The following is a 22,919-nucleotide window of genomic DNA, read 5'->3' as shown; positions in this document are numbered from 1 at the left end:
TCGATTGATTTTTCGAAGAGTTCGATCTATCCTTACGGCGTCAATTTGGCTTTTGGCCGATGTGTTGCTTGTCATAATGACGAAACCAATGGTTCCCCTTCTTTTCTCTCAAATGAGACGGTCCACGCGACGGGTCTTCTCTGGCGCGGCTCTGCTCTTTCTTCTGCCTTGGTTGGCCGCCCACGCGGAGCCTCGCCTGTCGGACCTATCGGCGGAGGATGAGTTGAAAGGGGAGTTCGCTTCCCCCGCCCCGGACTCCACGAGTCTTTTTGAATTCAGTCAAGAAGGGTGGAACCAGGCGAGGGAAACGGTGGAGGCCGCCGAGCGGTCGGCTCCGCCGGCCCCGAGGCTTCCGGTCGCCGCCGGGGAACCCCTGACGGGGATCTCGGTGGACCTTCCCTACGATTCCGGTCTCTCCATTTCCGGCCGAAAACTCATCGCGTTCAAGATGGCCCAAATTCGGCGAAAGAGCGGCAACTCCGGGGTGAACAATGGGCTTGCGCAAAACCAGAACGATGTGGAAATGCGGCAGGAACTTCAAGTCCGCATCAAGGGAAAGGTCGGGCGGAAAATCACCGTCAACGTGGATTTCGACGACACCAAGGAAGACAAAAAAGACATTTCCGTGGTTTACCAGGGCGACCCGGGGGAGTTCGTTCAGGAGGCGGCCTTCGGAGACATTACGCTCTCGCTCCCTTCCACCGAGTTCGTTTCTTTTTCAAAACAGCTCTTTGGCGTCCGGACCAAACTCCAGTACAAAAACGCCTCCCTCCTGGCCATCGGGAGCCGAACCAAGGGCACCACAGAAACCCGCCGGTTCAATGGCGCCACCAAATTTGAGCGGCGCATCATCAAGGACGTGGATTTCGTCAAACAACAGTATTACGCCGTGGCGTTCACCACAAAAACCATCCTGGCTGGCTCCGAGGCGGTTTGGCGCGACGACAACATCCTCACCAACAACAACACGGTGACCATCAGCACGGATGTGGAAGACACGGACGTCGTTTCCAATTACTCCGGGAATTTCGACCGATTGAAGCCCGGGGACGACTACACGATGGACGCCGCCCGGGGCATTTTGTTTTTTCGCCGCCGGGTGGACGACCGCGCTGTCATCGCCATCAATTACAAGTTCACGGACGGAACCCAGTTGTCCGACCTGAACACGCCGGGCCGCCTGAAAGTGATCAAGACCGATTCGAACAAACCCCTGACGACCCCCCTGGATCCCCTGGAGACCGCCTATCGGCGGGAAATCGAAACCTTTTATTCTCTTGGCAACATTAAAATCGTCCACGACAACGATCTGGGAAACTTCATTTTGCGGACCATCGACGGGAACCAAAACGACCTGGGCGTGCTTTTGACGTCCGACGAGTTACTGCAATACAAACCCACCATCGAGGTGGATTTCGATCTCGGGATATTCAACGTGGATTTTTCCACTGGACCTTTCGACCCGGCCGGTTATCTCCGGGTGAAGGACCCCCAACTCTACGAGCCGTCCCCCACCACGAAGTTCAGCTTCCTCACGGAATACCGCTACCGCCTGCGGGATTTTCAGTTGAGGCCCAACATCGTGTATGGAAGCGAGCGGGTGACCGTCAACGGGCGGCTCATGAAAAGCGAGATCGACTATTTTATCGATCCCGCCAGCGGCCTTTTGCAGTTCTTCAACGAAGACGAACTGAACGAAACCAGCCAAATCGAGGTGACCTACGACTATGCCCCCTTCGGCGGTCAACTGGGGCAAACCCTGGTGGGCGGCCGGGCGGAACTGGCGGTGATCCCCGGCCGGTTCCAGCTGGGATCTTCTTTTCTCTACACCTTCGCCCCCAAAACCACCGTGGTGCCGGACGTCCGATCGACGCCCTCCAGCCTCATGGTGCTGGAAGCGGACGGCCGACTGACGGAGGTGAACGTGCCTTTTCTCCCGGTGAAACTTTCACTGACCGGCGAGGTGGCCCAATCCCGGGAGGACCCGAACCTCTACGGCAAGGCCCTGGTGGATTCCATGGAAGGCTTGGCTCAAGAGGACGCCGCGGTGATGGATCAGGATTTATGGCCCCTGGGGGCCAACCCGGACGCCTACGGCGTTCCCACAAGTTCCAGCTCTTTGGTCGTGTCGGAAGCGGTCTCCGTTAAGTTGAAGGACGTTGTTTCACCCGGGGCCAATGTGAGCGAAAGCGAGAACCTTCGCGTTCTTCCCATCGCTTTTAAACTGGATCGTAAACCGGGGGGGGCGCCGGCTCCCGAGGAGGCTTCCATCCTTCAGGCGCTCTCGAAAACGGGCGGGCGGGACTTTTCAAAAAAGAAATATCTGGAAATGTGGTTGGAAGGTTTTGGCCCCGCGGGGGCGGGCGTGGACTTGCTCGTGAGTGCGGGGTCCCTGAACGAGGATTCGGACCTGGACGGAATCCCCGACACGGAAGACCGCGGTCCCAACCCGGATGGGACCCTGAACGAAGGGGAAGATGTGGGCTACGATTTTAATGGCTGGGGGCCGGACGGCGCTTCCGGGGGCGGGGACGACGTTTCCTTTCAAATCGGGGCGGGGAACGGCCGTCTGGACGCGGAGGATGCCAACGGCGGTGGGTTTTTGACGGCGGACGTGGGGAGTCCCGTGACGCCGCTGGCCCAACTGTCGGCCCTGCCCGCGGGAACCACGGTCACGAAACAAGACGGAACCACGGATTCGATTTCAGACCTTGGTTTTCAAGGCTGGCGGTTTATCCGGGTTCCCTTAAACGCCATTATTTCCAATCCGGAGGGCTTCTCCAATGTCCAGCACCTGCGGCTAACCTTTCGGGGGGCGGCCGGTGGGGGAGCTAAATCCTCCACGGTCCGCATCGGAAAGATCGCTTTCGTCGGAACCACCTGGGAGACGCCCACGGTGTCCCCCGGGGCCTTCATGGAGATCGCCGCCGTGAACAATTTGGACAACCCCAATTACCAAACCTTGATCGGAAACCCGGCCTACAACGAACTTTACGGCGATCAAGCCGAAAATCGAACTCGCGAACAGGCCTTGCAGTTGAAATTCACCCTGCCCATCGCTTCCTCGGCCACGACCCGGTCGGTCTATGGGTCGGCCCGGGATTTCTCCCACCACCGAAATTTCAACTTCTTTTTTCAAACCCCCACGGGCCAACAGACGGGAGAACATTTGTTCATTCAAATGGGAACGGAAACCGATTATTTTGAGTTCGAGCGCCCGGTGAACAGCGTTGGCGGCTGGACCCTGGAAACCCTGAACCTGGTGGACCTGAACAACGACGGTACGCCGGACACTCTCCAGTCCACCACCGTCAACTCCACTGTGACCGTGGTGGGCGCGCCCAGCCTGACCCGCCTGGGTCAGATCAAGATCGGGGTTCGAAACCGCACCTTGACGCCGATCACGAGCGAACTCTGGGTGAACGAGATTTACCTGTCCGGCTCGCGAACGCGGGTCGGCAACGCCCGCCGGTTCGCCGCCGATGCCAGCTGGAACGGATGGGGAACCTTCGGCGGGATCTTCCGGAATGTGGACCGGAACTTCCAGACCCTGACCAGTCCCGTGGTGAACCAAGACCGCCAGGAACTTTCCGGATACGCCAACCTCACCCGGTTCCGTTTCGCGCCGTTGACCGGGAGTTTCTACAAGAACCAGACCATCACCCCCACCGCCCTCCAAACCGGCCAGTCCCAGCTGGTGTCGGTCCTCTCCGAGGGGCGGGAAGACAACGCCCACGTCCGTGGAGACGGTCAGTTCCTTTTTCCGAAATTCCCCGCCTTGGCTTACAGCGCGGAACGGACGGTGACCGAATCCACCGACCGCCAAGAACGGCGCGACCGAAATCTTTACACGGGGTCCTTGGACTACGCCGTCCCTGGCCGGGTGGACGTCATGCCCGGGAAATACACCTTCCGCCCCTTGCCGGAAAGCGTTTTCGTCAAATATTCCCGGAGCAATTATTTCCTGTCTTATTTTCCAGAAAAAAAAGAACAGCAAATCGCCGCCTCCACGGACCCGGTTTCCCAGCGGAACGCCATTTTTTCCAACGCCCAAACCGCCGAGGCCGCGGACGACTGGACCGGGCGATTGACGTTCACCCCGTGGGTGGGACTGTCCTTGACCCCCACCTACAGCCAACGCCGCGTCACCGAACAACGCGAATTCTCCGAGAGCGATCTCGCGGCGGTGCCTGATTTTTCGTCCGCCCAGGCCTACGAGAAATCCTTCAGCCAGTCCCGGGGTCTCGCGGGGTCTTGGAAAATCTTTTCGTGGTTGGAACCGCGGCTGACCTACACCCGGTCCGGAACGGAGACGAACGGCCTGCCCACCTCCTCTTCGCCGACGGCGGCGGGTTTAAAAACCCTGGACCGATCCTCCAACGGCGACCTCTTTTTGAACATTGCACCCGCGGGACATCTTTCCCAACCTCAAATTGGTGCGTTCCCTGAACCTGGACGGCAGTTTCCGGGTGGATTCCTCCGATACCTACGACGGGGTTTCGAAAGACTACAAGGATTGGCGCCGCATCACTCCGTTCCAGCTCAACAAAGTCCAGCGCAAGGACGGCAGTTCCATGTACGGGCTCTTGGCCCCGCTGAGTTTTGACAGCCCCCTCGTTTCTCGGCGGCAGATGGCCGCCAGGAACACCCTCCGTTTCGCATTGAACTGGACGCCGCTGGATTGGTTGTCGGCGCCCTACCGGCTGGACCCTTTTAAAACCATCAACATCAACAACACGGTCACCAATATTAACGAGCATACTGAAACCACTTTGACGGAGCGGGACGTGACCTCGTTAACCTGGCCGGACATGATCCTCACGGTCCGGGACACGGAAAAGTGGTTGTTTTTGGAGCGTTGGATCGGGGGATCCCAGGCGAACTTTCGCTGGACCCGGAAGAAGTCCGAAACCTTCGGCGAGGAGTTTTCCAACAACAACACGAGGGGTTTGGATTACCGCTTCGCGTTCTTTACCCGTTACGACGTCTTCCTGAGCCTATCGAAATCGGCGGGGGAAACCCGGGATTTGCGCACCGGCCTGTTGAAAACCGGAACCGACGGGTTGAACCATTCCCTCCAGGTGGGGACCAAATGGGGAAGTTGGCGCGTCACGCCCAGCGTGGGGTTGCGTTCGGATATATCCAAAGACGGCACCGGCCGGTTCCTTCAGGATCTTCAATCGCAAACCGCGTCGGTGCTGGGGCGGTTCGATAAATCCTACCCCGGCGGGTTCCGCTTTCCCTTCACCAAGAAGGTCTTCTCCAACGTCAACCGCCTCACCTTGGACGCGAAGATGGGTTTCGAACGGAAGATCTCCAGCCTTAACTTTGAACGGGACAACACCGACACCTACACCGCCGACGCCACCGGCGAGTGGGAGATTTCCCGGAACTTCCGGTTTTCGTTCGGCGGGAAACTGGGCCTGGTCAACAACCGCGCCCGGGCGGAAGACGGTTATATGAGCGCGGAGCTGAACACCCAACTGGTGATCCAGTTCTGATGAGCGGGTGGAAGAAAATCCTGGCTTCCGCTGGCCGTTGGGCCGTGGACCTGTTGTTTCCCCCGACCTGCGCGGTGTGCGGAGCGGACCGGCAAGCCGGCGAACCGGTGCTTTGCGGGCATTGCCGGTCCGCGTTTCCCCACTGGACGGGGCGGGCGTGCCGGATCTGCGGGACCCCTCTCCCGGATGGTGGCGCGCGCTGTTGGGCCTGCCGCCACGGTCGGCGCGCCTTCGGGTTCTGCCGGAGCGCGGGCCTCTACGAGGGGCGGCTTCGCCAAGCGATCCTGCTCTTAAAATACGGCGGCCGCGACGTTTTGGCCCGCCCCCTGGGTGCGTGCCTGGCCGAAACCTTCCGCGCTCGTCCGGAACTGAAATCGGTCCAGCTCGTCGTTCCGGTCCCGCTCCACTTTCTGAAACGCCACGCCCGGGGGTTCAACCAGGCGGAACTCCTGGCGCGTTTTTTCGCCGCCGAGTCGGGGCTCCCCCTGGAAACGCGCGCCTTGGCGCGCCGCCGTTGGACCCGCGCCCAGGCCGGGCTCGGCCGGGAGAAACGGAGAGCCAACATGGAAAACGCCTTCACCGTCCCCCGGCCCGACGCCGTCCGGGGCCGCCGGATCCTTTTGATCGACGACGTCTGCACCACCGGTGCCACGCTTGAATCCTGCGCCCGCGCCCTTACCCAGGCCGGCGCCCTCCGCGTCCACGCCCTCACCTTGGCCCGCGACGCCGAAACCCATCCCGACCTGCGCGGCAAGCGAAATGGTTGTTGAGAGAAGATAGGTTGAAACCCGTGGTATAATCAAAAAGCGGATTTCGGTGAACGAATTTGAAAAGAATTTTTAGAGGAGGGGGTATGGGTGTTAAGGGATGGATCATTTCCCTGCTGTCGGGGCTGATTGTTATTATGGGGCTTTCCGTTCAGGCGGGGGTGCCTGAAAAGGTCGTGTACCAGGGGCGGCTGTCGCGGTCGGGCGCGGCGGTGGCTTCGTCGCAGAATATCAAGGTCACGTTGATGGATCCCAACGGGGTGGAGTCGCCCCAGATTGTTTTTTCAAGTTTAGTGACGCTGGCGGCCACGGGGGAGTTCTCCGTCTTGCTGAACATGCCGCCCAATTACGATTGGGAACGAGCGGCGCCGGAGTTGGAGATCGAGGTGGGAGGGGAGGTGTTGACTCCCCGGGAAAAAATCAACGTCAGCCCCTACGCGTTCCTGGCGAAAAAGGTGGCGGCGGGGGGCGTGAGCGCGGCGGCGATCCAGAGCGGCGCGGTGACGGACGTCCACGTGTCCACGATTTCAGCCGCCAAGATCATGCTTCCCGGCACGGCCAGCGCCATGACGGTGTGGCAGAGCACGGTGGTTGGGCAACAGGACAAAATCGACTCGGCTAAAATATTCGGCATTATTCCAACGGTCCCGACATCCCACGCGGCCAACCACGGGCAGGGCGGTGCCGATGCCGTCACTTTATCTCCCCATCAGGTTACCGGCCGGGCGATAGTTTCGAACACATCCGGGACCCAGGTGGTTGAGGCGGTCTCGGTTGCGACCGACACGTTAACCATCAAAGGAATGCGGGGCGCTCAGGAAACCAGTTACTATCCCCTTCGGGTATTCGGGACCCAAAACCCCCAGGTGGAACAGTTCAATGTTCGGGGAGACGGGCAGACCTATTTCAAAGGGAGCGTGGGTATTGGAACATCTTTTCCATCGGAAAGACTAGAAGTAACGGGGGGAAACTTAAAAGTGTCCGGTGGCATTTCGGCGTCAACCCTCACCCTCACCGGAAATGCCTCCGCAGTCAATGTAAATGCTACAGGCAATCTGGGGGTTGCGGGCATCGCTACCTCTGGGAGTCTCAATGTCTCAGGTTCCGCGTCCGTTGGATCTTTAACAACCTCTGGCAATGTTGGGATAGGAACGAATTCCCCCTCGGCTAAGTTAGATGTTCGAGGTTCTATTAATTTTACTTCTCAGAAATTTTGCCGCGTCACTGTTCCAAATATGTTTGCTTTTACCACTTTGGTTCCGTCAGGTTGGACTTCTGGAACATGTGCAAATTTCATGGCCAGTTCCGGGGGTCTGCAATTTCAGCTTGGGTGCATTTTTGAGAATAGTTTTTCAATCGGAGGAATAAACGGTGGGATCCCTTCGCCAAACTGTAGTTGGTAAATGGAATCAATTAATCCAATCCTGCCAGGAAATGCCCAGGCATAAACATGATTTCTTTCGGATGCCGGGTGCGTGGTCGCCGGCGTCCACCTTCAACCGTAACTTTGCGATGAGTGGAGAATGGCGTGGGCGACACTTCGAAACGAAGCAGGTGGAGGTCTTTGCTGTGGAGTAAGGTTCCGGCTGGCTTGTAATTACCGTGATCACGAAGTATTTCTAGGAGATAACGATGCAAATCACATACGATCCAAAACATAATATCGCCTATATTCGTTTGCATCAGAAAACGGCCCAAGTGGAAACGCTTCGCGTGAGCGACGATGTGAACGTGGATATGGCCCCCGACGGGACCATTTATGGAATTGAGCTGTTGAATGCGAACGAGCAGTTAGCGAAAGAAGACAAAGGGAAACTGATCCTCATCAATGAAACGTCTAACAAACGCCAGGAATTGAAACTGGCCAGTTAAAGAAGACCGTCGATTAAGGCGGAATAAAATAGTGTTTCCTTCTCTTCCGGGGCCCAGGGGCGGATGATGGAAGTTGACCGAACGATTGTTGGAAAAAACTTTCCCTCACCCTGCCCTCTCCCAAGAGGAGAGGGAAAAGAACGTAAGCATTACGATTGTTATAAAAAACATTTTGTGTTCGGGGGGCATATGGCTAAGAAAAAGCGGTTGGGGTTCCTGGTGGCGGGCCTGATCCTTTTTTGGGGAATAGCGGGTCAGGCGGGAGTGCCTGAGCGGGTGGTGTATCAGGGGCGGCTGTCGCGGTCGGGGGCGGCGGTTAATGAGTCGCAACCCATTAAAGTGACTTTGATTGACCCGAACGGGATGGAATCCCCTCGCATTGTTTTTTCAAGTTTAGTGACGTTGGCGGCCACGGGGGAATTTTCGATTTTGCTGGACATGCCGGCCAATTACGATTGGGAACGGGCGGCGCCGGAGTTGGAGATCGAGGTGGGGGGCGAGGTGTTGACGCCCCGGGAAAAAATCAACGTGAGCCCCTACGCGTTCCTGGCGAAAAAGGTGGCGGCGGGGGGCGTGAGCTCGGCGGCGATCGGGGCGGGGCAAGTGTTGGATGTTCATGTGTCGACCATCGCGGCGTCCAAGGTGGTTTTGCCCAACAGCGGGGGCAAGGATTTGACCAACTGGCAATTTCCCGGGACGGAGTGGATCAACGGGGCCAAGGTCACCGGAACCGTGAACAGCATTCCCACGGCCCATGCCGGACGCCACGTTTTGCCTGGGGGCGTGGATCCCCTGGTGAACCTCGCCCCGGCCCAGGTTGCCGACACGGCGGTGGTGGCTCGCTCGACTTTTACCCAAATCATCCAACCCCGGGCCAACGTTCTCCCGCTGGCGGTCAAACCCAATCCCGGCGTGAACGCGTTGGATCCTGTGTTCGAAGTGTATGACACCAGTTTGTCCACGGCCATGGCGGTGCGGGGAGACGGTCAGGCCTACATCAGCGGAAAGCTGGGCGTCGGCACGAAAACCCCGGTCTCGACCCTTGACGTGGCGGGGCGCATCCGGGACCAGAGCGGTTTCGTGGCCCCCGTCGGGGCCATCATCGCCTACGGTGGGGCGGTGGCGCCCCCCGGATGGTTCCTCTGCGACGCGACGATACGAACGAAAGCCGCCTACCCGGAGCTCGAAGCCGTTTTGGGCGCGACCTATGGCGGAGTCTTGGGAACGTCTTTCGCCGTTCCCGATTTGCGGGGAAAAGTCCCGCTGGGATTTACGCTCGGGGCCACGCTGCCCGGCTTGACGTCTCGAGCCCTGGGCGCTACCCCGGGTGCGGAAACCCATACGTTGTCCGTCGCCGAAATGCCGAGCCACGTTCACCCCAGTGTCCATGTCACGAACGCCACAAGCAACAAAGCGGACGGGGCCGATACGCTTTTGATGCCAAGGACGGGGGATTCCGGTTCCGCAGGCGGAAACCAACCCCACAACAACATGCAACCCTCCCTGGTTGTGAACTACATCATTAAATACTGACCCCGCCGACCTCCCGGTGGAAAAAACCCTCACCCCCATCTTTATTTTCGCCGCGGCCATGGTGTTGACGGCGCGGGGGGCGCCGCGCTGGGCGCTCCGGCGGCCGGCGCTCCTGGGGGTGTTGACGGCGGGGTTTGTGGGGTGGGGGTTGATCGCGCTCCATTCCTTGCCGGTGGAACTCATGCCCGAGGTGGCCTCGGAAACCGTCACGGTGACGGTGGCGGTGCGGGGTGGTATGGATCCGACCGACGTAGAGACCTTGATCGTCCGGCCGCTGGAAGGGGCGTTGGGGGATCTGCCTCGGCTAAAAAACCTTTTTTCCAACGCTAAAAAAGACCGGGGGTCGGTGACCCTGGATTTCCATCCGGGCGTCGACATGAAGCGCGTCACGGCGGAAGTGAACGAGCGCGTGGACCGCGCCCTCTCCCGCCTTCCTCCGGAAATCGAAAAGCCCGTCATCGCCCACTTCGAAGAGAACGACGCGCCCATCTACATCGCGGCCATTACCAGCGACCGCTTGTCGCCCGAGGACGTCCGTCGGCTGGTGGACGAACGGGTGAAGGACCTTCTGCTCCGGGCCCCGGCGTGGCCAACGTGGAGGTGGGGGGCGGGCGGGAAGGCAAGATTTTGGTGGAGCTGGACCGGGGCCGCCTCTTGGCCTACGGGCTTTCGCCCCATCGGATCACGGCCCTCTTGGGTCGGCGGAACGTGGCCGTCCAGGTCGGCAGTGTCAAAGGGGAGTCCCGCGTGGCTCCCGTGAGGGTGGTGGGCAGTTTCCGGGGGTTGGAGGACATTCGGAAAGTGGTGGTGGGTCGGGACCCCGCAGGTGGGACGATCCTGCTTGAGAACGTGGCGACCGTCACCGACAGTTATTTGGAACCTGAAAGCCTTTCCCGCTTGAACGGCCGGGCCGCCGTTTCCCTTTACATCCAAAAAGAATCTGCCGGGAACACCATCCGCACCGTGCGGGAGGTGGAGGCCGCGCTGGACGCCGCCTGGCGGTTGCTTCCCGTCCAGGCGGAGGGCCTTTCGCGGGTGGTGGTCAGCAACCAAGCCCAGGGTATTTTGGCGGCGATCCGATCAGTGCGGGTCTCGCTAATTTGCGGGATTCTCCTCATCCTCCTGGCCCTCTGCCTGTTCGAAAGCCAACGGGCGGCCACGAAACGCGCGGCGGGCGCGGCCCTAGCGGCGCTCCTGGCGTTGATGGTCTTGGCCGCCCTCTTCAAAATCGGCGACGCGCCCATGGAACCGTTTTACCTGGCGCTTCTGGGCGCGTTCCTTCTGGCGGCGATTTTCGATCCCGACATCCGGCCGGGACTCATTGTGGCCGGGAGCATGCCCCTGTCGGCGCTTTTTTGTTTCCTGTTATTCCAGGCCTGTGGCATCACGCTGAACGTCATGAGCCTTTTCGGTTTGGCCCTCGGTTTGGGGATGCTGGTGGACAACGCCACGGTGGTCTACGAGCACCTCTCCCACAAAGATCTGGGCCCGCCGGGAGCCGCCGCGCGGGAACGGGCCCTGGGCCCCACGGAAGAGATGGTCCTGCCGCTCATCGGCGCCACGGTCACGAACGCGGTGGTGTTCGTGCCGTTTCTCTTCCTCTCCCAAGACATTCAAAACATGTTCACCGACGTGGCCGCGGCGGTGGGGGCGTCGCTCTTCGCTTCGCTCGGCATTTCGCTCACCGTCGTCCCTTTTCTCACGGTGATGGTTCCGCTCCGGGGAGAACCGCGTTGGCCCTTCGGCCCGGCGCGGGTTCGGCGTGGGATGAAGAACTTCGGGGACCGTTTGATCCGATTATGGGGCCAGGCCCGGGCGTGGGGGGCGGCCGGAAAATCTTGGGCGGGCGCCCAAGTGAAAGTATTGGCTCGGCCGAAAAATTGGATCCACCGGGAGTTCCTCCTTCACCCTTCGTTGGAAAACCTTCTTCCCTTGGAAGTGTTGGGTTTATTCCTGCTCCTTTTTGTCGGTCTTTGGGCGGTGGCGGGGAGCGGGGCGGCCAAGGCGGTCTTCTTCCTGGGCGCGGCCGGGGCCACGGCGGGCGGGTTTTGGTTGTTCCGGGATTACGGCCGCCATTGGGAGGCGGTGCTGAAACGCCGGGTGGAAGTGCTAGGGGGGGCCGCGGTATTGGCCCTGGCCGCCACGGTTTTGCTTTTCAAGGCCACGGAAAGGGATTTCCAAACCACGGGGGAGATGGACGAGTTCGTGATCTACGTGGAGCTTTCCAGCGGCGCCCGGCTGGAGGTGTCCAACGCGGTGGTGGGCGACATTGAGCGGGTCCTGGCCCAGGACCGGGACGTGGCTCCCGCCGTCCGAACGGCGGTCAGCCGGGTGGAAGGATGGTCCTCTAAAATCTATGTCACGCTCGTGCCTCGGGCCCAGCGGCGGATCACGACAGAGCAGGTGCAGGATCTGCTCCGGGAAAAGCTGAAACATTCCGGCCAGGACCGGGACGGAAACGCTTTCGTCCATTTCTCCAGCCCCCGCACGGGCCAGGAAATTGCCGTGCAGGTGCTGGGCCCCGATTACGCCGTGTTGGAGGAGTTGGCCCAGCGCCTTTCGGGCGAGTTGGGGAAGATCCGCGGTTTGACCGATGTGAAGATGCGCTACCGTCCCGGCCGGCCGGAGGTGTTGGCGGTGGTGGACCCGGACCGCGCGGCGCGGGCGGGGTTGTCTGCCGAAAGCGTGGCCGAAACCGCCCACGCCCTCATGCGCGGTCTCCGCGCCACCACCTATCGGACGGGCGCTCGCCAAACGGAAACCATCGTGCGCCTGCGCCAGGAAGACCGGGCCAGCCTGAACGCCCTGGCCGACCTCCCGTTGTTGGCCGGGCCGGGGCGGTCCCTTCGGCTGTCCGAGGTGGCCGAGCTCCGGATGTCGAAGATGCCTAACGAGATTTTCCGTGAGAACAAAGAACGGTTGATCCAGGTGACGGCCAACCGGGCCGGGCTGTCCCTGGGCCGGGCGGCGGAGGAAACCCAAGCCGCATTGGACCGCATGACCTTTCCCCTGGAATACCGGGCGACCTTGGAAGGCGGGGTCACCGACATGACGCGGGCCCTCAGCCAACTCACCTGGGGTGTTTTGGTGATGGTGTTTTTGGTCTACGTGGTTTTGGTGGTCCTCTTCGAATCCCTGATGGAACCCTTCGTGATCATGAGCACGGTGCCCCTTTGCCTGATCGGGGTGGCGGCGGGCTTGATCCTTTTCCGCATCCCGCTCACCACCGGGGTTCTGGTCGGGATCTTGATGTTGGCCGGGGTTGTGGTCAATAACGCCATCATGATTTTGGACCACCTAAACAACCACACGGACCCCGCCCGTCCCCTTTCCGAACGCCTGCTGGACTCCGCCCGGGCCCGACTGCGCCCCATCCTCCTGACGGCCGGAAGCGCCGTTCTGGGGTTCCTCCCCATGATGCTGGACACCTCGGAGTCCGGCGCCCTGTGGCGCCCCCTCGCGGTCGCCATGGTGTTCGGCCTCCTCACATCGACGGTGCTCACGCTGTTCGTAACGCCGACCCTGACCTACCTTTTATTGGAAGACCTCCCCCGCCGGTTGGGCGTCGTCCTATCCCCGACCCTTAAAACCGGCGATCAAAGAACATAAGGGTCTTCTCGGTTTTGTGTATGCAAAAAATGGAAATGTATCGTCGATTAAGCGCCCTTGAAAACCTGTCCAAGCCACCTCTCTTTCGTTCCAGGGGGTTCCACCCCCTGGACCCGGCCCCCTTTCTTTTGGACACGCAAAAGAAAGGGGGGAAAGAAAACGTGCCCCGACCGGCTTCCGCGCGCCATTTTGACGGGCGTCCCTCATATGGCCCGGCAGAAACGCCGGGCCCGGTCTCTGTCGGCTTCGCCGCCACGGCGAGACCGGCTCGACTCAACAGCCTATCGCCGGCACAACGGGCCGCACCGCAACCGTCAAAACGTCGTGCTCAAAACGCCTCAAGGGGGGGGTGTGAGTCAAAAACGATCAAATAAAACTGTTTACGAAACCCGGAAGACCCAAAACGTATAAGATTTTCTCCCACGCCGAAGGTCCTTCCCACCCCAAAAATTTTGTTACGAAACGTTTACGATTTCTTAAGACATTTTTCGGTCCACTGTGGTATACTACTCGCTCTCGATGAAGACCTTCAGAACAATACTTTTAGTTGCATATTCTTTGGTGGCCTCCTATGAAAACTAAAATTCTCATGATAATTGTGCTGTCTGTATTTCTAAACCTCATTGTTCTTGCTGGGTTAAAGAAAGGGTCTGTGGACGATTCCATTCGGTTGTTTGACGTTGTGGGTTTTTCAGGGGTAACGGAAAATCCATCCTCGACGGCCACTTGGAGATTGTCTTTCTCTCTCGGGGATGTGGGGTCCCAGACGGTATTGACCAATTCGAAAGGTTATGTGCTTGTGACCGGCCTCTGGGGGGGGCGCAATCTAGAGGCCATGGGCAACGGATTCACATTCCCTGTGGACGATCGACTTTGGGAGATCAATCTTCAAACCGTAAATGGGCCACAGCAGTCCACCCGTTTGTTGAAACCAGCCGTTTTAACCCTTCCCTTTAACGACGAAAATCCCAGGGATGGAATCGTGGATGGCACTGAGGGCGGCCGACCAGTCCGGGTAGACACACTGGCGATTTGGTGGCTGGACGAGGTCCATGGGAACTGGGTCCGGCTACCGGACCCTTCGATCGACAAGGTGGAGAACACCGTCACAACGCCCATCCACCATTTCTCCGTTTTCGCCGTGATGGGGGGGCCTTCCTTTAATGCCGGCGATATCCACGCGTTCCCCGTTCCCTGGCGCCCGTCGGGCGGAACGGCGGGGTCCGGGGCCGGGCAAAGCGGTACCCTGGCGGGCGGTATTACTTTCAATAATTTGCCGAGTCTTTGCACGATCCACATCTATACCCTGTCGGGTTCCCGGGTGAAAGAAATTGACCACACCTCGGGCACTCCTCAAGAGGTTTGGGACGTGCGGAGTGACGCCGGGGAAGATTTGGCCACCGGGACCTACCTGTGGGTGGTGGACGCCAACGGAACGAAGAAATCAGGGAAGCTCGCGGTGATTCGATGAAACGCCTTAGTGTTCTCTTCGGGGTGTTGGTTCTGTCCTCTCCGCGGCCCACGCGGCGGACGGAAATACCGGCGCTGAATTTTTGAAGATGGGTGCCGGCGCGCGCCCGGCCGCTTTGGGGGACACCCAGGCCGCCTTGGCCGAGGGGGCCCTTTCGGCCCTGTGGAACCCCGCGGGGCTCGGGCTATTGAGCGCTCCGGAGGTGTCCCTCACCCATAACAAATGGACAGAGGGGGTCACCGACCAACGGTTCGTGGGGGCGGTTCCTTTCAAAGGCGCGGGGGCGTTGGCGCTGGCTTACGAGCGTTTGACCGTCGACGACTTTTTGGGTTTTGACGCCCAGGGAACCCCGACCGGGTCCGTTAAATCGGGCGACGACGTTCTCACCGTGGCTTGGGGGCGGAATTTGGCCCAGGGCGCCACGGGGGCCAGCGGCCTCACGGCCGGGGTGGCCGCCAAAGTCATTTCTGAAAAGGTGGCAGGGGTGTCCGCGTCGGGGTTCGCGGCGGATTTCGGTGTCATGGTTCGGCCCTGGGGCGCGGGCGCGGCGCGGAATCCCTGGTTCCGGCGGTCTTCCCTGGGGGCGGCGGTCCGAAATCTGGGCCAGGGACTTAAATTTGATTCCCAGACGGCGGCGCTTCCCACGGAATACGTGCTGGGTCTGGGCTACAGCCAGCCGTTCTCGGGGGACCTTTTGACCACCGGGGCGGACCTTCACCAAGTCACAGGAGAAAAGACCTCGATCAGTTTCGGGGCGGAGTATTGGCTGAAGGGCCTCTTGGCCCTGCGGGTGGGATACCGTTCCACCGACAACACGGGCGCGGGCCTGCGCGCCGGGGCGGGGTTCCGGCTGGGCAAGGTCACCCTGGATTATGCCTGGAGCGGTCTGGGAGAAAACCTGGGCGCCGCCCACCGTCTCACCTTGGGGTTCCGCTTCGGCGAGCCGACGCCGGCCCCGGGCCTGGCGGCGGACGTTTACCAGGATTTTGTGGAACGGGGCAAACGGCACATGGGCCTCAAACTTTACGACCGCGCCATCCTTGATTTCAACGAAGCCCTCAAAATCAACCCCGCCAGCGCCGAGGTCCAGCAGTGGCTCCTCGAATGCGGTCGGTTGATGGAGGGCGGCGAACCGCGCTGATCCGCATGGGTTCCCGCCGCCTGGCCGCCGCGCTCTGCGGGCTCCTCCTGTTGCCTGACCTCCGTCCTTTCCGCCACAGACCTCCAGGTCGTTCTTACCCAGGGGGCCGAAGCGGAGAAAACCGGGGACTTCCGGCAAGCCTGCCGAATTTATCTCTCCGCTCTGCCGGAAAACTCCGGCGACAAAAACCTGACCCTCGCCCTCACCCGCGCCGCGCGCCAATTGGAAAACCAAATGGAGGCCCAACGGCAGGCCGACGCTTCCCGTTACGTCCGGGACGCCCGCATGAGCGCCGATCGTCGTTACTCCGTCCAAAAAGAGCAGCGGGACCGCGTGGCCCAGGCGGCGAAGCTGATTTCAAAAGATGAGCTTCTCCGGGCCTCCGACGTCTTAAACCGTGTCCTGGAAGAGGCCCCCGGTCTGGACGAGGCCCGCGACCAAATGGGGCGCCTGGACCGTCGTTTGACGGCCCGATTAAACCGGCGCTTTCCTTCCGCCCAACATCAAGCCGCCCATGAGGGCATTTACCAATACAATCAGAGCCAATGGGATGCGGCCGGGCGATCGCTCCGGCTGGCTCTGGACGCGGGCCCTCTTCCCGACGATCTCGTTTCGGCCCGTTTGGAGGACTACGCGGCCCTGGCCGACAAAAAGGCCGCGGAGGACCTTTGGCGCCGGGAACGCCAAGATCTGTTGGCCGGCGCCCAACGGGCCGAGCAGGAAGGCGACCTGAACAGAGCGCGATTGAATTTGGAAAAGGTTCTTGCCCGGGACCCGGCGGACCCCCAGGCCCGGGCCGCCCTCTCCAATCTCGGCGCGGTGACCACCGCCGTCAAAAAGGCTGTTCGGGAAGAGGCCCGTTTAAAGGAAGTGCCCCGGCTCCTGTCGAAAGCGACCTTGGATATGGTGAACGAGCGTTACACCGAAGCCCTGGAAACCCTCAACCAGGTGTTGGAGATCGATCCGACCAACGCCGGGGCCATCGAACAGGTGGGCGAAGTCAAACGCCTCATGCAAGGCCGAAAACTTTATGTGCCGCCCGTCCAAATCAAGACCTCCGCCGAAGAACGCTATCGGGAAGGCTTGCGGCTTTACGGGGACGAAAAATACGACGACGCCCGAGCCGCCTTTGAAGAGGCCCTGCGCCTCGATCCCAAACACGAGGAAGCCCGCCAGGCGCTCAGGCGGATTAAAGAAAGGGAAAACAAAGGAGCCGCTAAATGAACCGATTCCGAACACTTTCTCTTCTGTTTTTCGCCTGTGGAGCCGTGTTGGCGGCCGTTCCGAACCGGATCATTTATCAAGGGCGGCTCTCCAAATCCGGCGCGGCGGTCCATGGGGAACAGGCGATCAAACTGTCCCTGGTGGACCCCGTCAACCCGACGACGGTGTACGATTCCAACACCTTTGTGGTCACGCTCCCCGTGACCGGTGAGTTCACCGTGATTTGGGACAACCCCGGCGTGGATTGGCGAGCGGTGAACCCGAAACTCAAAGTGGAGGTGAGCGGTGAAGCGCTGACCCCCGAGTCGGATTTCAGCGCGAGCCCCTACAGTTTCGTGGCCCAGCGGGTCGAAGCCGGTGGCGTGGACACCCTGGCCTTGGCCGACGGAGCCGTGACGGACGCCAAAGTGGCCACCATTTCGGCAGGGAAAATCGTCCTTCCCGGCACGGCCAACCTGGACCTCGCCACCGCTTGGCAATCGAAAACGAATCCCGCGAAAATCGACGCCGGCGTGATCCTCGGCACGGTGCCGGTGGACGGAACCCAAATTTCGGGGGGCGCGGTTGTTTCCACCATCACCGCCTCCGGCTTTCACCAAACCATTCAGCCCATTTCCGTGGTGGAAACCCTGCGCCTGAAAGCCACCCGCGACGCCACCGATCCCCTCCAACCGGTGTTGAGCCTTTACCCCGGAACGGCAGGCGCCGCCCCCACCGCTCAATTCCTCGCGGGGGGAACCAGCCTCATCGGAAACAAATTGAGCGTGGGGTCCATGTCCACCCCATTGGGAACCCTGGACCTCAGCGGATCGCCGGGCGAGGTTATTCTCAGAAACACGGGCGGCACGGCCAACCAGCGCGCCTGGCGGCTGACGGTGCCGACCAACGGAAGCCTGAAGATGGAAGCGGTTCAAGATAATAACTCAGGGCCTGTCACGGCTTTATCGGTTGGCCGGGATGGTTCGATGACGGCGTCCTCTTCAACGATCTCCAACCTTATCGGGGGGTCCGTCACCGCCACGGCCCTGGCCGTGAACGGATCTCCGGGGGAGGTCCTTCTCAAGAACACGGCCGGGACGGCGAACCAGCGCGCCTGGCGGCTGACGGTGCCCATCGACGGTAGCCTCAAAATCGAGGCCGTGCAAGACAACAACACCAACCCCGTCACAGCCCTGACCCTCAACCGCGACGGATCGGCCCGGGTCGCCCCCGTTCCTTATATGGCCGTCGCCGACGTGAAAGCGGCCTCTGCAGATGGCGGCACAGCGACAAACGGCCTCTTCAGGAATAGGGCGTTGAACACCGTCCTAACCAATACCATCCCTGGAGCCAGTCTGGCGTCCGACCAAATCACCCTCCCTCCCGGCACCTACGACGTTGAATGGGAGAGCCCTTTTTACAGAGTGGGTCGAGTGGTCACCCGATTTACCACGCGGTCCGGCGATTCGGTTACGGTAGTAGGGAACACTGCTTTTTCGAACGATAGAGATGACTTTGCAGACACCAAAAGCTCGGGATTTGGAAGGTTCACCCTGACCGCGACCAGTGTATTTGAGGTTCAATACCTAACCATGAACTCAACCGGAGGGTGGGGTTTGGGCTTAAGCCATTCACTGGGAACCTCAGCCCCCTCCATTTACACCACCGTGCGCATATGGAAAATTCAGTGACCCGTTGTAGGGGGACGGAAAAGATCGGGGGACGCCCTAAATTATTAAACAATAAGGCCGAGGAATGGCTCGGTTCGTCATTTAACAGATTATTTTCAGCGTTTCATCGGCTGTCCTTTTTTGCTTTGAGGCAAATAAAGTCATAACTCGTTTTGCTTAGGAGCAAAAAAAGTCACGTGGGCGAAATTGGATGCCCATTGACAGTTTGACGGACCTGTGCTACAGTGTAATAAGAACAAGGAGGTGACCGATGCGCCAATCTGTTTCCATTAGTCTGCCGGCAGAGATGCTGAAACAACTTAAATCAGAGACCAAACGCGAACACGCCAACGGGAGTGAAATTATCCGGCGTTCCCTTCGTGATTATTTTTTTCGAGCGACGTTCGACCGTCTTCGCCAAGACGCTCAGATCGAAGCCGCCAAAAGGGGAGTGGGCGTCACCGAAGAGGATGTCTTCAAGCAGATTTCGTGAAAATATTTCTGGACACCAACGTCCTGATTTCCGCCTTTATCGCGCGGGGAGGACACTCTCATGAAATTCTCACGCACGCGGTTCATCAACACGAACTCTATTTTTCCGACTTCATTCTGCGCGAGCTCAAACAAAAATTGAGAGCTAAATTCCATTTTTCAAACACGGCCATCAAAAAATTGACCGATTTTATGGAGCGTTTTCTCGTTCGCGGTGAAACCGCTTCCGTCGTGGATAAGATCTGCCGGGATCCCGACGACGACCAAGTTCTCGCGGATGCCGAAGCAAACCACGTGGATTTTATCCTCACAGGCGATCAAGACCTTCTCATCCTGAAAACCCACAAAAACATTCGGATCATCGCCCCCCGTGACTATTGGGCCCTCTGAACTTTACCGCATTGGGGGACGCCCTAAAATATTAAACTATGTAAGGAATGATATGAATCTCATCCGACGATCTGTGTTGTTTGTTTTCCTAAGCAGTCCTCTGGTCTGGGGGGACGGGGGGGCGGCTCCCGTCCTCAGTTTGGGGGAGTGCGTGGAACGGGCGTTGTCGGCCAACGCGGGGTTGACCTTGGCGCAGGATGAACTTTCCATCACTCAGGCGCGTAAGCGCACGGCCACGGCGGGGCTGGTGCCGGCCATCACCGCGAAGGCGGACCAGACCCGGGGCAAGGCGGACAACAGCGGCGACGAAAACCAGGATTTTCTGGAACGATCTTACGGCATTCAGGCCACTCAACCTCTTTACGCGGGCGGAAAATTGTGGGGAACCCGACGCCAGGCGGCGTTGGCGGCGGAGGTGGCCGCCCTTCAACTGGAGAAACAACGGCTGGATGTGAGATACGCGGTGACGGAAGCCTATTGGCGGGTGGCGGCGCTCCAGCGGGCCCAAACCGTGCACCGCGAAACCTACAAAACCTTGCAGGAAGATTTGGAAAAGGCCGTGCGCCACGACCTGAGCGAGGCCCGCACCGCTCGGATCGAACTGTTGTCCACCCGCGCCCAGAACCGTGAAAGCGAAGCGGCCCTGGCGGAGATCGAGGAAAACCTGATGGAGGCCCGCATCGCTCTTCTGGACGCTGTGGGCCAGCGGACGTCCATGGATTTTTCCGTCCCGGAAGAAATCCCCGTGGGCTCCGTGACCCCGAACGAGGAGGAAGCGTTGAAAATCGCCCGGGCCCACCGGCCGGACCTCCGCATCGCCGACCGCATGATCGAGTCGGCCCAGGCGGGGCGGGTGATCGGTCGGAGCGGATATTACCCCAAGGTGGACTTGAACGGATTTTACGGCCATTCCGGGGCCGCCTTCATTCAGAGCGAGCCCTTTGAATACAAGCGGGACTGGAACGCCGGGGTGACGGCCGTGTGGGCCCTCGGCGGAAACACGGCCAAATATTCCGCTTTTCAAGAACAAACTAGCCCCAAGCTGGGCGAATCCAGCCGGACCCATACGGAGAGCCAGGGAGTCAGCCTGTCCTTGGGGGATGCCCTGGGCGTGGGCGTCACCAACAAGGAAAGCCGCAAGGCCTACCACGAGGAAGAATGGCGCTATGAGAAGGCCCGCCGCGACCAGGAAACCGAGGTTCATTTGGCGATTCAGCGGTTGGCCACCGCCGGCCGCCGCCGAGATGCCGCCAAGGCCAAAGTGGACGAAGCCCAGCAGGAATTCAAAGACACGCGGTCCCTCCTTCAGGACGATCGCGCCCACTTGGGGGACCTGGCGTCCGTCAAAAACCGTTTGGCGTTCGCCCAGGCGGGGCTGGCTCAAGCCCAAGCGCAGTATTTGATCTCGGTGTCCGCGCTGAACCGGGCTGTCGGGGTGGCCGACCAGTATCGGGTGGCGCCCTAACGTGGGTCCGACGATGAAGAAAGGAGAATTTGTTTTATGACAACCGTTCACACTCCCGGTCAACTCAAACGCCGCTGGCCCCTTTTGGTGGGCGTGGTCGTGGTTTTCGCTTTGGCGTGGGGGGTGCGCCGGTTTCAGGAATATCGGCTTTATCGCTCCCAGGCTTTAGAAGCCCAGCGGGCGGCCAAAGAAGCCGTTCAAGTGAAGGCCTACAAAGTGCGACCCCGGGACGTGGCCGGTTCGTTGAAAAGGATCGGAACCATCCGTGCTCGGGCGGAAACCAATCTGCAATTCGGCGCGCCGGGGCGGGTGACGAAATTTGATGTGGAGAAGGGGCAGTTCGTTAAGAAAGGCGCCCTCATCGCCACCTTGGACCAGGCGGAAGCCCGAAACGCGCTGGACGTGTCCCAGCTGGAGTATGAAAAAGCGTCTTCCAAATATTTCAAAGACGGCACCATCGACCGTTTAACCTATGAGCAGGCCAAGGCACGTTACAGCCAAGCGCGGCTCGAGGCCGAGAAAACCGTGATCCGGGCCGCGCACGACGGTTACCTGGTCGAGAAATGGGTCAATGTGGGGGAACACATGGAGCCGGGAACCGTGATCGGCAAACTGATGGACAAAAGCCGCGTGGCCATCGAGATGGACCTGTCCGAGGACGACATCCAATTCTTGAAGGCGGGCCAAAAGGTGGCGATCACCGTGGACGCGGTGCCGGATTACAAGGAAGAGGGCGTGGTTCTTTCCATTACCCCGTATTTGAAAGGGGACACCCGGTCTTTCTCGGTCAAGGTGGACGTGGCCAAGAACCCGGAAGAGAAATTGACCCCCGGGATGTTCGCCCGGTGCGCGGTGCGCCGCTATGAGAAAACGGGCGCGCTCACCGTGCCGCTCGAGGCCGGCGCGGAGGTCCAAGAAAAGACCCTGCGCCTGTTTCTGGTGGATGGGGAAAACCGCGCCCGGGAAAAAACCGTAGACATCCTTTTTATGGATGAGGGCTTGGTGGAAATTTCGGGGTTGGCGGAAAATGATTTGGTGGTCTTGAATCCGGGAGCGGACATGAAGGACGGGACCCCGGTTCGCGTCTTGGACGTCTTCGACCCCAAGGCCCACGTCGAGCCGCCCGCCGGCCCGGCCCCCGCGCTCCCCTAACCCCCATGCCGTCCCGTTCTTCCCCCATCGCCGCCCGTTCGACCGCGACCGGGGCCCTCCCCTCCCATGCGCTCCATCATTAAATTTTGCATCGAGCGCCCCCTGGGCGTTTTGGCTGTTTACGTCGGCCTCGCCGTCATGGGGCTGTTTGCGTGGCAGAGCCTTCCCCAGGAACTCATGCCGGACCTCCGTTTTCCACAGCTCTCGGTGGTGACCGTTCTTCCGAACGCCAGTCCGGAAGAGGTCGAGAACCTGGTGACCAAACCCATCGAGCAGATCGTGGGCACCGTAAAGAACGTCCGCCAGGTGGAATCGACCTCCAAGGAACAAGTTTCCGTTATCAACATCCAATTCCGCTGGGATACCGACATGGACGCGGCTCTCCTGTGGGTCCAGGAAAAGTTGGGCATGATCCAGGACCTCCTGCCGCTGGAGGCCAAGAAACCCGAGGTCACCCGTTACAATCCCTTTGAACGGCCGGTCCTTCTGATCGCGGTCACGGGGGACCTGGCCCCGGCGGACCTTCAACATCTGGTGGAGACGCGCCTCCGTCCGGCGTTGGAAAAAACCCAGGGCGTTTCCGGCATCGATGTGAGCGGCGGGGTGGAACGCGAAATCCAAGTCAACCTGGACGCCCAACGCTTGGCGGGCTT

14 protein-coding genes are annotated in these 22,919 nt (G+C 60.1%); all 14 read left to right on the top strand.

Annotated elements, in window-relative coordinates; genetic code table 11:
• Positions 1-88 precede the first annotated feature (88 nt).
• The 14 genes from IPP35_04095 (at position 89) to IPP35_04030 (ending at position 22,266) form a co-directional block, all read left to right on the top strand.
• Positions 89-4,606, top strand: a complete 4,518-nt coding sequence (locus IPP35_04095; protein MBL0058291.1) for a hypothetical protein — start codon at positions 89-91, stop codon at positions 4,604-4,606.
• 894 nt (positions 4,607-5,500) lie between these two features.
• The gene (locus tag IPP35_04090) at positions 5,501-6,271 is read left to right on the top strand and encodes a ComF family protein (protein MBL0058290.1); all 771 of its coding nucleotides are present in this window, start codon (positions 5,501-5,503) and stop codon (positions 6,269-6,271) included.
• Between the two features lie 83 nt (positions 6,272-6,354).
• A complete protein-coding gene (locus IPP35_04085) occupies positions 6,355-7,671 on the top strand; it encodes a hypothetical protein (protein ID MBL0058289.1) in 1,317 nt (438 codons plus the stop codon).
• 229 nt (positions 7,672-7,900) lie between these two features.
• Positions 7,901-8,140: a DUF2283 domain-containing protein gene (locus IPP35_04080; protein MBL0058288.1), complete on the top strand. Its 240-nt coding sequence runs from the start codon at positions 7,901-7,903 to the stop codon at positions 8,138-8,140.
• Positions 8,141-8,329: 189 nt separating this feature from the next.
• On the top strand, positions 8,330-9,673 hold the full coding sequence (locus tag IPP35_04075; protein MBL0058287.1) for a tail fiber protein: 1,344 nt from the start codon (positions 8,330-8,332) through the stop codon (positions 9,671-9,673).
• Positions 9,674-10,258: 585 nt separating this feature from the next.
• Positions 10,259-13,282, top strand: coding sequence for an efflux RND transporter permease subunit (locus IPP35_04070; protein MBL0058286.1), 3,024 nt, complete (start codon positions 10,259-10,261; stop codon positions 13,280-13,282).
• Between the two features lie 571 nt (positions 13,283-13,853).
• The gene (locus IPP35_04065; protein ID MBL0058285.1) at positions 13,854-14,753 is read left to right on the top strand and encodes a hypothetical protein; all 900 of its coding nucleotides are present in this window, start codon (positions 13,854-13,856) and stop codon (positions 14,751-14,753) included.
• Positions 14,754-14,835: 82 nt separating this feature from the next.
• Positions 14,836-15,894, top strand: a complete 1,059-nt coding sequence (locus IPP35_04060) for a PorV/PorQ family protein (protein ID MBL0058284.1) — start codon at positions 14,836-14,838, stop codon at positions 15,892-15,894.
• 234 nt (positions 15,895-16,128) lie between these two features.
• Positions 16,129-17,118, top strand: coding sequence for a tetratricopeptide repeat protein (locus IPP35_04055; GenBank protein ID MBL0058283.1), 990 nt, complete (start codon positions 16,129-16,131; stop codon positions 17,116-17,118).
• Complete coding sequence (locus IPP35_04050) at positions 17,115-18,788, top strand: hypothetical protein (GenBank protein ID MBL0058282.1); 1,674 nt, start codon at positions 17,115-17,117, stop codon at positions 18,786-18,788. Before IPP35_04055 ends, IPP35_04050 begins: the two co-directional genes overlap by 4 nt.
• 250 nt (positions 18,789-19,038) lie before the next feature.
• Positions 19,039-19,260 (top strand): ribbon-helix-helix protein, CopG family, encoded by a 222-nt coding sequence (locus IPP35_04045; GenBank protein MBL0058281.1) that lies wholly within the window; start codon positions 19,039-19,041, stop codon positions 19,258-19,260.
• The gene (locus tag IPP35_04040; GenBank protein MBL0058280.1) at positions 19,257-19,649 is read left to right on the top strand and encodes a putative toxin-antitoxin system toxin component, PIN family; all 393 of its coding nucleotides are present in this window, start codon (positions 19,257-19,259) and stop codon (positions 19,647-19,649) included. Before IPP35_04045 ends, IPP35_04040 begins: the two co-directional genes overlap by 4 nt.
• A gap of 52 nt (positions 19,650-19,701) precedes the next feature.
• On the top strand, positions 19,702-21,114 hold the full coding sequence (locus IPP35_04035; protein ID MBL0058279.1) for a TolC family protein: 1,413 nt from the start codon (positions 19,702-19,704) through the stop codon (positions 21,112-21,114).
• Positions 21,115-21,150: 36 nt separating this feature from the next.
• Positions 21,151-22,266 carry an efflux RND transporter periplasmic adaptor subunit gene (locus IPP35_04030; protein MBL0058278.1) on the top strand — a complete coding sequence of 372 codons (1,116 nt, stop codon included), beginning with the start codon at positions 21,151-21,153 and terminating at the stop codon, positions 22,264-22,266.
• Positions 22,267-22,919 lie beyond the last annotated feature (653 nt).

The sequence above is a fragment of the Elusimicrobiota bacterium genome (assembly GCA_016721625.1).
Taxonomy (GTDB): Bacteria; Elusimicrobiota; Elusimicrobia; order FEN-1173; family FEN-1173; genus JADKHR01.
The sequence above is the reverse complement of the archived record's forward strand: the minus strand, read 5'-3'. Positions and strand labels throughout refer to the sequence as shown.